The sequence below is a fragment of the Vogesella sp. XCS3 genome, assembly GCF_020616155.1.
In the GTDB taxonomy this organism is placed as follows: Bacteria; Pseudomonadota; Gammaproteobacteria; order Burkholderiales; family Chromobacteriaceae; genus Vogesella.
The window spans coordinates 267,822-279,852 of the sequence record NZ_CP085530.1; the positions used below are offsets into that span (position 1 = coordinate 267,822).

11 protein-coding genes are annotated in these 12,031 nt (G+C 60.8%); all 11 read left to right on the forward strand.

Annotated features, from left to right (window positions below; all coding sequences use genetic code 11):
- Positions 1-8 precede the first annotated feature (8 nt).
- The 11 genes from aruF (at position 9) to rsgA (ending at position 11,965) form a co-directional block, all read left to right on the forward strand.
- Positions 9-1,130: an arginine/ornithine succinyltransferase subunit alpha gene (aruF, locus tag LCH97_RS01345; RefSeq protein WP_227303014.1), complete on the forward strand. Its 1,122-nt coding sequence runs from the start codon at positions 9-11 to the stop codon at positions 1,128-1,130.
- Positions 1,127-2,158 carry an arginine N-succinyltransferase gene (gene astA, locus LCH97_RS01350; RefSeq protein ID WP_227303015.1) on the forward strand — a complete coding sequence of 344 codons (1,032 nt, stop codon included), beginning with the start codon at positions 1,127-1,129 and terminating at the stop codon, positions 2,156-2,158. The genes aruF and astA overlap by 4 nt, the downstream gene beginning before the upstream one ends.
- Entirely contained in the window at positions 2,158-3,618 is a 1,461-nt protein-coding gene (gene astD, locus LCH97_RS01355) for a succinylglutamate-semialdehyde dehydrogenase (RefSeq protein ID WP_227303016.1), read from the forward strand. The genes astA and astD overlap by 1 nt, the downstream gene beginning before the upstream one ends.
- Positions 3,615-4,964 carry an N-succinylarginine dihydrolase gene (gene astB, locus LCH97_RS01360; RefSeq protein ID WP_227303017.1) on the forward strand — a complete coding sequence of 450 codons (1,350 nt, stop codon included), beginning with the start codon at positions 3,615-3,617 and terminating at the stop codon, positions 4,962-4,964. Before astD ends, astB begins: the two co-directional genes overlap by 4 nt.
- Before the next feature lie 499 nt (positions 4,965-5,463).
- The gene (locus LCH97_RS01365; protein WP_227303018.1) at positions 5,464-6,393 is read left to right on the forward strand and encodes a branched-chain amino acid ABC transporter permease; all 930 of its coding nucleotides are present in this window, start codon (positions 5,464-5,466) and stop codon (positions 6,391-6,393) included.
- Between the two features lie 12 nt (positions 6,394-6,405).
- The gene (locus LCH97_RS01370; protein WP_227303019.1) at positions 6,406-7,470 is read left to right on the forward strand and encodes an ABC transporter ATP-binding protein; all 1,065 of its coding nucleotides are present in this window, start codon (positions 6,406-6,408) and stop codon (positions 7,468-7,470) included.
- 3 nt (positions 7,471-7,473) lie between these two features.
- Positions 7,474-8,244, forward strand: a complete 771-nt coding sequence (locus LCH97_RS01375; protein ID WP_227303020.1) for an ABC transporter ATP-binding protein — start codon at positions 7,474-7,476, stop codon at positions 8,242-8,244.
- The gene (locus tag LCH97_RS01380; protein WP_017510041.1) at positions 8,241-8,951 is read left to right on the forward strand and encodes an ABC transporter ATP-binding protein; all 711 of its coding nucleotides are present in this window, start codon (positions 8,241-8,243) and stop codon (positions 8,949-8,951) included. Before LCH97_RS01375 ends, LCH97_RS01380 begins: the two co-directional genes overlap by 4 nt.
- A gap of 108 nt (positions 8,952-9,059) precedes the next feature.
- The gene (locus LCH97_RS01385; protein ID WP_227303021.1) at positions 9,060-9,833 is read left to right on the forward strand and encodes a YdcF family protein; all 774 of its coding nucleotides are present in this window, start codon (positions 9,060-9,062) and stop codon (positions 9,831-9,833) included.
- Between the two features lie 4 nt (positions 9,834-9,837).
- Positions 9,838-10,590 (forward strand): molybdopterin-binding protein, encoded by a 753-nt coding sequence (locus LCH97_RS01390; RefSeq protein ID WP_227303022.1) that lies wholly within the window; start codon positions 9,838-9,840, stop codon positions 10,588-10,590.
- Positions 10,591-10,906: 316 nt separating this feature from the next.
- Positions 10,907-11,965, forward strand: coding sequence for a ribosome small subunit-dependent GTPase A (rsgA, locus tag LCH97_RS01395; protein ID WP_227303023.1), 1,059 nt, complete (start codon positions 10,907-10,909; stop codon positions 11,963-11,965).
- The last annotated feature ends 66 nt before the right edge of the window (positions 11,966-12,031 follow it).

A 12,031-nucleotide genomic window follows, 5' to 3' on the forward strand; every position in this document is an offset into this window, starting at 1 on the left:
TACCAATAATGCAAAGGAACACCGCTGCCAGCCTGGCCGCGGTGCGGGGCAGGCTGCGCCTGCCTCATGAATACAACGAGAGAGAGGCTTTCATGCTGATCGTGCGCCCAGTACGCATTCCCGATCTGCCGCTCATTGAAACCATGGCGGTGGAGAGTGGAATCGGCGTTACCAGCTTGCCGAACAATCGGGAAAAGCTTTACGAAAAAATCCAGACCTCGCTGGGGGCTTTCGAACACGAGGCCATCGCCGGCACGGGGCGTGAATACTATATGTTCGTGCTGGAAGACGAAGGCCGGGTAATCGGCACCGCGTCCATCAGCGCGTCCGCCGGCTTTGAAGAGCCGTTTTACAGCTACCGCAGCGAAACCATGGTGCACGCCTCGCGTGCGCTAAAGGTCAATAACCGCATCCACGTGCTGACCATGTGCCACGACCTCACCGGCATGGTGCAGCTGTGCGGTTTCTTCTGTTCGCCGCAGTACCAGCTGCGCGCCTACGAGCTGCTGTCGCGTGCCCGCCTGCTGTATATGGCTGCCGCACGCGAACGCTTTGGCCGTCGCATCCTGGTGGAAATGCAGGGCATGCTGGACGAAAACGACCAGTCGCCGTTCTGGGATGCCATTGGCCGCCGCTTCTTCAATATGGATTTTCCGCAGGTAGAGCAGGCCTTTGCCCAGCGTAGCAAGACCTTTATTGCCGAGCTGATGCCGACTTACCCCATCTACGTGCCCCTGCTGCCGGATGCGGCGCAGAACGCCATTGGCCAGATTCACCCCGACTTCGAGCGCCCGTTCAGCATTTTGTCGCGCGAGGGGTTCGAGGCCGACGACTATATCGACATCTTCGACGGCGGCGCGGTGCTGACTGCCGAAGTAGACCAGCTGTTCTCGCTGCGTCAGCAGGGCCTCTACCAGGTAGAGGTGGCCCCGGTGTTGCCGGCTGGCGCACAGGAAATGCTGCTGTCCAACCACCGCAGTGGCCAGTTTGCTGCCACGCAGGCGCACGCCAGCCTGGTAGACGATGTGATGTTCATTACCCAGGAGACAGCCCGTGCGCTGTCTGTCAGCAGCGGTCAGCGCATTTGCACCGCCCCGTTGCTGCCTGAAGCCGGGAGGGCGCAAGCATGATGGTGATTCGCCCCGTACGGGCAGGGGATCTGCCCGGTTTGATGGACCTGGCGCGTAGCGCCGGGGTAGGGCTCACCAGCCTGCCGGTAAACGAAGACAGGTTGGCCGCACGCATTGCGCGCTCCGAGCGCAGCTTTAGCGGCGAGGCCGAGCTGGCCGAGCGTGGCTACGTGTTTGTGCTGGAAGACACCGATAGCGGCCGCGTTGGCGGCATCTGTGCGCTGGAAGCGGCCGTGGGCCTGAAAGAGCCCTGGTACAACTACCGCGTGGGCAATATCGTGCACGCGTCCGAAGAGCTGGACGTCTACACCCGCCACGAAACACTGTTCCTGTCCAACGACCACACCGGTTACAGCGAGCTGTGCACGCTGTTTTTGCACCCGGATTTCCGCGTCAACAAGAACGGCGGCCTGCTGTCCAAGAGCCGCTTCCTGTTCCTGGCGCAATTCCACCAGCTGTTTGGCAAGGTGGTGGTAGCCGAAATGCGCGGTGTGTCCGACGAGCACGGCAAATCGCCGTTCTGGGAAGCGCTGGGCCGCCATTTCTTCTCGATGGAGTTTGCCGAAGCCGACTACCTGACCGGCGTAGGGCAGAAGTCCTTCGTGGCCGAGCTGATGCCCAAGTTTCCGGTGTACATCGACTTTCTGCCGCAAGCCGCGCAAGACGTTATCGGCCAGACCCACGACAACACCCGCCCCGCGGTGGCCATGCTGCATAGCGAGGGCTTCCGCTACGAAGGCTACGTCGACATTTTCGACGCCGGCCCCACCGTACAAGCCTACGTACAGGACGTGCGTGCCGTGCGCGAAAGCCGCGTGCTGCCGGCCTGTATCGGTAGCCAGCCCGACGGCCAGGCCGATTGGTACCTGGTGGCCAATACCGGCTACGACAGCTTCCGCGTGATTCTGGCCGAGCTGGTACGCGGGCCGGAGGGGGTAACGCTGAGCGCCGAGCAGGCCAGCGCATTGAATATCAAGCAGGGCGACCCCGTGCGTATTGTCACGCTGTCGCCAAAGGAGACTGCATAGTGACTACCCAGTTTATCGATGGCAGCTGGTTCGCCGGCGAAGGCGAGCTGCTGAATAAAACCAACCCGGCCACCGGCGAGGCGATTTGGCAAGGCCAGGCCGCCAGCACCGCGCAAGTTGGCCGCGCCGTGGCCGCCGCCCGCGCTGCTTTCAAAGCCTGGGCGCGCCTGCCGCTGGACGAGCGCCTGGCCATCATCCGCCGCTTTGGCGAACTGCTGGCGGCCAACAAGGCCCAGCTGGCCGAGGTCATTGCCCGCGAAACCGGCAAGCCGATGTGGGAAGCGCAAACCGAAGTCACCACCATGGTGAACAAGGTGGATATCTCCATCAAGGCTTACCACGAGCGCACCGGCGAGCGCGCCGCACCGATGGGCGATGCCCAGGCAGTGCTGCGCCACAAGCCGCACGGCGTGGTGGCGGTGTTTGGCCCGTACAACTTTCCTGGCCACTTGCCTAACGGCCACATCGTGCCTGCGCTGATCGCCGGTAACACCGTGGTGTTCAAACCGTCCGAGCTGACACCGTGGACTGCGCAGGAAACCGTACGCCTGTGGGCCGAAGCCGGCCTGCCGGCTGGCGTGATCAGCCTGCTGCAAGGCGCCAAGGAAACCGGCATTGCGCTGGCCAACCACGACGGTATCGACGGCCTGTTCTTTACCGGCAGCTCTGCCACCGGCAACCTGCTGCACAAGACCTTCGGCGGCCAGCCGGAGAAAATCCTGGCGCTGGAAATGGGGGGCAACAACCCGCTGATCGTGGGCAAGATCGCCGATGTGGATGCCGCCGTGCACCACGTGATCCAGTCGGCCTTTGTGTCGGCCGGCCAGCGCTGTACTTGCGCCCGCCGCTTGCTGGTGGCGGCCGGTGCCGAAGGCGATGCGTTTATCGCGCGCCTGGTGCAAGTTGCGGCCAACCTTAAAGTAGGCCTGTATAACGACGAGCCGCAGCCATTCATGGGTTCTGTGATTTCCAATGCCGCTGCGGAGGCACTGTTGGCCGCACAGGCCAGCTTGCAGGCCAGCGGCGGCAAGGTACTGCTGGAAATGAAACGGCTGTCGGCCAGCGGCGCGCTGCTGAGCCCCGGCATTATCGATACCACCCACGCGCAGCGCCCGGACGACGAGTTCTTCGGTCCGCTGCTGCAAGTCATCCGTTACCACGACTTTGCGCAAGCCATCGATATTGCCAACGACACCCGCTTTGGCCTGGCCGGCGGCGTGCTGTCCGACGACCGCGCGCAGTACGAAGACTATCTGCTGGAAGCCCGCGCCGGCGTGGTGAACTGGAACAAGCCGCTGACCGGCGCCTCCAGCGCGGCCCCGTTTGGCGGTATCGGCGCCTCGGGCAACCATCGCCCCAGCGCTTATTACGCGGCCGATTACTGCGCCTGGCCGGTGGCCTCGCTGGAATGCGACAGCCTGACGGTACCGGCGCAACTTTCCCCGGGGATTACGCTATGAGCCAAGCCTTTGAAGTGAACTTTGACGGCCTGGTAGGCCCGACGCACAACTACAGCGGTCTGTCGTTCGGCAATGTGGCCTCTACCGGCAACCAGCGTGCGGCGTCCAACCCCAAGCTGGCGGCCAAGCAGGGCCTGGCCAAGATGAAAGCGCTGCACGACCTGGGCTTCAAGCAGGGCGTACTCGCCCCGCACGAGCGCCCGGATGTGGCCAGCCTGCGCCAGCTGGGCTTTGGCGGTACTGATGCGCAGGTGATTGCCCGTGCCGCCAAGGAAGCCCCTGCCATTCTGGCTGCGGCTACGTCGGCTTCGTGCATGTGGACAGCCAACGCCGCCACGGTCAGCCCCTCGGGCGATACCGCCGACGGGCGTGTGCACTTTACCCCGGCCAACCTGAACAACAAGTTTCACCGCTCCATCGAGCACCCCACCACGCGCCGCATCCTGCAAGCCATGTTTGCCGATGAAAGCCGTTTTGCCGTGCACGCGTCGCTGCCGGCGCAGATGCACTTTGGCGACGAAGGTGCGGCCAACCATACGCGCTTCTGCCACGAGTACGACGGGGCAGGGGTGGAGTTCTTCGTGTTTGGTGCTTCGGCATTCGATACGCGCTACCCGAAACCGGCGCGTTTCCCGGCGCGCCAAACGCTGGAGGCCTGCCACGCGGTGGCACGCCTGCACGGCCTGAAAGAAGAGGGCGTGGTGTACGCCCAGCAAGACCCTGACACCATCGACGCTGGCGTATTCCACAATGACGTGATTTCGGTGGGCAACCGCAATGTGCTGTTCCATCACGAGAAGTCCTTCCTGCATCAGCAGGACGTGCTGGACGAGCTGGCTCGCAAGTTGGCCGCAGTGGGCGGGCAGTTTGTCCCCATTGAGGTGCCGCAGGCCGAGGTGACGGTAGAGGAGGCGGTGAAGAGCTACCTGTTCAATAGCCAGCTGCTGTCGCGCGCCGATGGCAAGATGATCATTGTGGTGCCGGAAGAGTGCCGCAATATCGAGCGCGTCTGGGCTTATTTGCAGAAACTGGTGCATAGCGGTGGGCCGATTGCCGAAATCCGCGTGTTCGACCTCAAGCAAAGCATGCAAAACGGCGGTGGCCCGGCGTGCCTGCGCCTGCGCGTGGCGCTGTCTGCCAGCGAGATTGCAGCGGTAAACCCGAATGTGATGATGAGCGAGCAGCTGTTTGGCACGCTTAATGCTTGGGTAGACCGGCATTATCGCGACCGCCTGGCACCCGAGGATCTGGCTGATCCACAGCTGCTGGTGGAGTGTCGTACTGCACTGGATGAGCTCACCGGCATTCTGGGGCTTGGCATGGTTTACCCGTTCCAGCTGACCTGATCACTGCCACTTGGCATGAAAAGCCGTAGCCTTCCCGGGCTACGGCTTTTTGCTATCTGGCGGTCAGAAACGAATACGGTAGATTGTATACAGAATGTTGCCGTCACATATTCGCAAAAACGAACCGCATGGTGAACAGTATTGTTCGAAATGGAAAATTAATATCGCCATTTAAGTTGATAAGCGAAAATTTTTAAAACGCCACGTATCTGAAAATAACATTCCAAATGCGTAATATTTTGCACTGCAATATATTGCCACGCCATCGTTTTGACTAAAAAACACTAGTAAAATCAAATACTTGCAAAAATATAAAAAAATGCTGCAAAAAGGTGAAATCCGCCTTTCTTTAAGATTGACAGTCAATTGGATACACCTACATAATCCGCTCGGCTTGTCTTACAGTTGACAGTCTGTGAGATGCGGCCAACAAGATGGCATATAGAGGGTAAACCCCCGGATAAAGCTATCGGGACCATCAATCTAAGGAGATCCCACCGTGGACATTTTTCTGCAACAGATCCTGAATGGACTTGTGCTGGGCAGTATTTATGCCCTTATCGCACTTGGCTATACCATGGTGTACGGGATCATGGGCCTCATCAACTTTGCTCACGGCGAAGTAGTGATGTTTGGCGCTATGGTTACCATCACCGTTATTTCCCTGCTGACTGGTGCAGGCGTGGCTTTGCCAGGCCCTGTGCTGGTGCTCATCGGCCTCTTGGTTGCGATTCCGGCGTGTATGTTGCTGGGCTTCGTGATCGAACGTGTGGCGTATCGCCCGCTGCGTAATGCACCCAAACTGGCGCCGCTGATTACCGCGATCGGCCTGTCCATCGTGCTGCAGCAAGCTGCCATCCTGATCTGGGGTCGTAACTACATCCCGTTCCCGCCAATTCTTGACCACGAAACCATCGACGTATTCGGTGCCACCATCACCCAGCTGCAAGTCGGCATTGTGGTGCTGTGCCTGGCGCTGATGGTAGGCCTGCTGGTGGTGGTTGAAAAAACCAAGCTGGGCCGCGCCATGCGTGCTACCAGCCAGAACCCGGCTGTGGCCGGCCTGATGGGCGTGAACGTTAACACCATCATTTCCGCTACCTTCGTTATCGGCTCGGCACTGGGTGCCATTGCCGGTGTGATGGTGGCCACCAACTACGATCAGGCTCACTACTACATGGGCTTCATGATCGGCCTGAAAGCGTTTACTGCGGCGGTGCTGGGTGGTATCGGCAACCTGGGTGGCGCGGTAGCCGGCGGTATCCTGCTGGGTATCATCGAGAGTCTGGGTGCCGGTTATATCGGTGACCTGACCGGTGGTTTCCTGGGCTCGCACTATCAGGACATCTTTGCCTTCATGGTGCTGATTGCGGTGCTGATTTTCCGTCCTTCTGGCCTGCTGGGCGAGAAGATGGCCGATCGCGCTTAACACGGGGTACGTATGACTATGAATGCCAACAAAAAACTCGGCGTATTCATTGCCTCGGCCATCGTGCTGGCAGTGTTGCCCTTCGTGGTGGGTAGCACCCTGGGTAATTCCTGGGTACGTACCATCGACTTTGCCTTGCTGTACGTGATGCTGGCCCTGGGCCTGAACATCGTGGTGGGCTTTGCCGGCCTGCTGGACCTGGGGTTTATCGCCTTCTACGCTGTGGGTGCTTACACCTTCGCGCTGCTGGGTTCGCCGCACTTCGACATTCACCTGCCGTTCTACATCAGCATCCCGCTGGGTGCCCTGTGCGCTGCCTTGTTCGGCCTGCTGCTGGGTACACCGGTACTGAAGCTGAAGGGCGACTATCTGGCCATCGTGACCCTGGGTTTCGGCGAGATCATCCGTATCTTCATGAACAACCTGAACGCGCCGATCAACATCACCAACGGCCCGCAGGGTATCAACCTGATCGACCCGATCCAGATCGGTGGCTTCTCCATGGGTAAAACCATCGACGTAGCCGGCTTTGCGCTGAACCCGGTACACATGTACTACTACCTGTTCCTGATCCTCACCGTGGGTGTGGTGATCATGGCCTACCGCCTGCAGTACTCGCGTATCGGCCGTGCCTGGGTAGCCATGCGCGAAGACCAGATTGCCGCTTCGGCCATGGGCCTGAACATCCGCAATATCAAACTGCTGGCTTTTGCCCTGGGCGCTTTGTCCGGTGGTGTGGCAGGTGGTCTGTTTGCTTCGTTCCAGGGCTTCATCTCGCCGGAATCCTTCGGCTTGCTGGAATCCATCATGATTCTGGCCATGGTAGTACTGGGTGGCATGGGTCATATCCCTGGCGTCATCCTGGGTGCTGTCGTGCTGACCATTGCGCCGGAAATCCTGCGTGATGTGATTGGCCCGCTGCAAATGCACACGTTCGGCCGGATGATTGTTGACCCGGAAAACGCACGTATGCTGCTGTTCGGTCTGGCCATGGTAATCATGATGCTGACCCGCCCAGAAGGCATGTGGCCGTCCAAGCGCCGCAAAGCCGAGTTTGAAGATGCCAAGAAAGGTTAAGCCATGGCTGAAGTTCTGCTGAAAATCGAAGGCATCCACAAACGCTTTGGCGGCCTTCATGCCCTGAATAATGTTGCCCTGCACATTAACAAAGGCGAAATCTACGGTCTGATCGGCCCGAACGGTGCCGGTAAAACCACCATGTTCAACGTGCTGACCGGCCTGTACACCCCGGACGAAGGTACCTTTACCTTTGACGGCAAAGACCTGTTCCGTGCCCCTCCGCACATCGTGGTAGCCGGTGGTATTGCCCGTACCTTCCAGAATATCCGTCTGTTCCACGAAATGACGGCGCTGGAAAACGTGATGGTTGGCCGCCACATCCGCTCCAAAGCGGGTGCGCTGGGTGCCATCCTGCGTACCAAGGCTGCGCGTGAGGAAGAAGCGGCCATCGAGGCCAAGGCCTGGGAGCTGCTGAAGTACGTAGGTATCGACGATGTGGCGCACGAGCGTGCCCGCAACCTGTCGTACGGCCACCAGCGCCGCCTGGAAATCGCCCGTGCGCTGGCCACCGAGCCCAAGCTGCTGGCGCTGGACGAGCCGGCAGCCGGTATGAACCCGAAAGAAACCGAAGACCTGAAGACGCTGATGGAGAAGATCCGCAACGACGGTGTCACCGTTCTGCTGATCGAACACGACGTGAAGCTGATGATGGGCCTGTGCGACCGTATTGCCGTGCTCGACTACGGCAAGAAAATCGCCGAAGGCGTGCCGGAAGTGGTGCGCAAGGATCCTAAAGTCATTGAAGCTTACCTTGGAGCGGCACACTCATGAGTCTCTTGGAAGTCAAAAACCTGCAAGTGTCCTACGGCGGTATCCAGGCCGTACGTGGCATCGATTTTCACATCAACCAGGGCGAGCTGGTCACGCTGATCGGTGCTAACGGCGCCGGCAAGACCACCACGCTGAAGACCTTGGTGGGCATGGTGAAAAAGTCCGGTGGCTCCATCCATTTCGATGGCAAGGAAACCGACAACATCGCCTCTTTCAACTTTGTGCGTAATGGCCTGGTGATGGTGCCGGAAGGTCGCGGCATCTTTGGCAAGCTGACGGTGGAAGAAAACCTGCAAATGGGTGGCTACCATCGTAACGACAAAGACGGCATCCAGCGTGATATCGAGCGTGGCTACGAGCTGTTCCCGCGCCTGAAAGAGCGCCAGAAGCAGCTGGCCGGTACCCTGTCCGGTGGCGAGCAGCAGATGGTAGCGATGGCGCGTGCCATCATCTCCCAGCCCAAGCTGCTGCTGCTGGACGAGCCGTCCATGGGCCTGGCGCCGCTGATCGTGGAAAAGATCTTCGAGATCATCCAGATGGTGGCCAAGGAAGGCGTGACCATGCTGCTGGTAGAGCAGAACGCCAAGCTGGCGCTGGAAGTGTCGCAGCGTGGCTACGTGATGGAAAGCGGCCGCATCACCATGAGCGGCCCGGCGCAAGAGCTGCTGGCCGACGAGCGTGTGCGTAACGCCTACCTGGGCGAGTAAGCCGGTAGTCAGCCACACCAACCCCCTGTCCTGCGGCAGGGGGTTTTTCTTTGTGCTCGCGCCGGCCTGGCAGCTATCATGCTGCTGCCCTCAGTCCTGGAAACCGTCATGACCGCACAAACCGATAGCATGGTGCTGTTGCACCTGCTGCTGGGCTCGCTGATGCTGCCCCCGCTCAATTACCTGCTACTGGCGCTAGCCGGCTGGCTGCTGCAGCGCCGCCGTCCAAAGCTGGGGCGCAGCCTGGTGCTGTTTGCCGGCCTGTCGGCTTATCTGCTTAGTTTGCCGGTGACCGCCATGTGGCTGAACAGCTGGCTGGAACGCTACCCGCCATTGTCGCTGGCGCAAGCGCGCACGGCGCAGGCCATCGTAGTGCTGGGTGGGGGCGTGAAGCCGGCGCCAGAGTATGCGGCCAACGTGCTGACGGGCGCGGCCAACCAGCGCCTGCAATACGGGGCGTGGCTGGCGCGCCAGACCGGCTTGCCGATACTGGTCAGTGGCGGCGCACCGCTGGGCGGGGAGCCGGAGGCCGCAGTCATGGCGCGGGTACTGCTGCAGAGCTATGGCTTGAGCGTGCGCTGGCAAGAAGGCGCATCGCGCACCACGCTGGAAAACGCCCGCTATAGCCAGGCGTTGCTAGCCAAAGACGGCATACAGCGTGTCGTGCTGGTCACGCAGGCCTGGCATATGCCCAGGGCGCTGCCATTTTTCACCGCACAAGGCCTGCAGGTATTGCCCGCCTCTACCGGCTATAGCCGCTACGACGGGCAGGGTCTGGTGCACTGGCTGCCTAGCGGGACGGCATTGCAAGAATGCCACCAGGCGCTGCGCGAGCTTGTTGGAATGTTGTACTATACAATTCGTCAACAATTAGGAAGCTAGAACCATGAAAACCGGTGCACTGATTATTGGGGACGAGCTGCTGTCCGGCAAACGCCAGGACAAGCATATGCAGTCGCTGATCCGTATGTTGGCCGCACGCGGCATGAAACTGGCGTGGGCAGAATACCTGGGCGATGACCCGGCGCGTATCGAAGCTGCGTTGCGTCGTGCCTTTGCCAGTGGCGACCTGGTGTTCAGCTTTGGCGGTATCGGTGCCACGCCGGACGACCACACCCGCGCTTGCGCCGCCGCCGCGCTGGGCGAGCCGTTGGCCGTGCACCCCGAAGCGCGCGCCTTGATAGAAGGGCGCTTTGGCGACGAAGCCTACCCGCACCGCATCCACATGGGTACCTTTCCAGCCAGTGCCAGTATTATCCCCAACCCCGTGAACCAGATTCCCGGCTTCAGCTGTGGCCATGTGCACTTTGTGCCGGGCTTCCCCAATATGGCCTGGCCTATGGTGGAGTGGGTGTTGGATACGCACTACCGCCAGCTGTTCAGCGATAGCCCGGACATAGAGCGCGGCTGTATTGCGCTGGATGCGCGCGAGGGTGACCTGATCAGCCTGATGCAGGACTTTGTCGCCCGCTACCCGGCGCTGCGCCTGTCCAGCCTGCCCAGCTTCGGCAACGAGCGCATCGCCCAGATGCACATCGAGTTCGGTTTTAGCGGCCAGCCTGCGCTGGTGGATATCGCGCTAAGCGAATGGCAAAAGGCGCTGCAGGCCAAAGGCTATACCGTGCAGCCCAAGGCCTGAGCACAAATTGCCACAAGGTTGGCCGCATGACCTGCGGCCAACCCTGGCGAGCTTGACCGGCAGCCGCCCGCTGCCGATACTGGCACTTCGATAAATACCGCCAAGGAGACCGACATGGAAAAAATGGATCTTGCCATCGTGCCGGTCACCGTCTGAGCGGGTATCACGCCTTTCCCCTGCGCCTAGCGCATTCTGCCTTACCCCCTCATTCCGTGCCGCCGGCCCCAGCCAACCGGTGCCGCAGCCAGCCTGCGGCGATAGCCCTTTACGGGCATGGCCCGCTGATTTTGCATGCGGGCCCGTCACGGATACCGACATGTTCACATTCGATTTTTCCCGTCTGGCCGCCATTGGCCTGACGCCAGTTTTACTGCAAAACCTGTTACAGCAAGCACGGTGCGACGGCAGCCTGTTTCGTGTAAGCGCGGTGCACCGCGATGCCGTCTTGCTGCACGATGGCGAGCAAGAGCGCCGTGGCCGGCTAGCCAGTAGCCAGTGGCAAACCCTGCAGGCCGAAGATGGCCTGGCCGTGGGCGACTGGGTGCTGGCTGCCTGCGACCCCGCCGGCGACTGGTGGCTACAACAGCGCCTGGCACCTGTTAACGCGCTACTGCGGCGTAATAGCCACGGCCAGCGCCAGCGCATTGCCAGCAATATTGATACCGCACTGCTGGTGATGGGGCTGGATGGCGATTTCAATCTGCGCCGGCTGGAGCGCTTTGTCAGTATGGTGCAGGCGGCCGATATTACGCCGGTGATCGTGTTGAGCAAGGCCGACCAGTGTGCCGACCCGCAAGCCAGCATGCAGGCAGTACGCCAGCGCCTGCCTGCCGCCATGACAGTGCTGGCGCTAAATGGCACCGATGCGACAAGCTGCGGCCAACTTGCCCCGTGGCTGGGGCAGGGGCAGACGCTGATTGTGCTGGGCAGCTCGGGTGTGGGTAAATCCACGCTCAGCAATACCTTGCTGGGGGAGGCCTGCCAGCAAACCGGCGCGGTGCGGGCTGACGATAGCCGCGGCCGCCACACCACCACAGCGCGTAGCCTGCACCGGCTGCCAGGCGGTGCCTGCCTGATCGACACCCCAGGTGTGCGCACCTTGCAACCAGACCTGGACGAGGCGGCACTGGCAGACAGCTTTGACGATATCGCTCGTCTGGCAAAACAGTGCCAGTTTCGCGATTGCCAGCATCAGCACGAGCCGGGTTGTGCCGTGCGCCCAGTGGTAGACGCCGACCGTTTGCACAATTATTTCAAGCTATTGCGCGAGGCGCGCCGTGGCGAGGAAAGCTTGCTGCAACGCAAGGCGCAGCAGGCAGTGTGGAAACAGCGCAGCAAGGCCATGCGGCAAAAGCAGAAGCTGCTGCGTGATTGAGCAGTGCACCCGCCAATGAAAAAGCCGGTTATCCATGGATAACCGGCTTTTTTACACGCGCCAGCC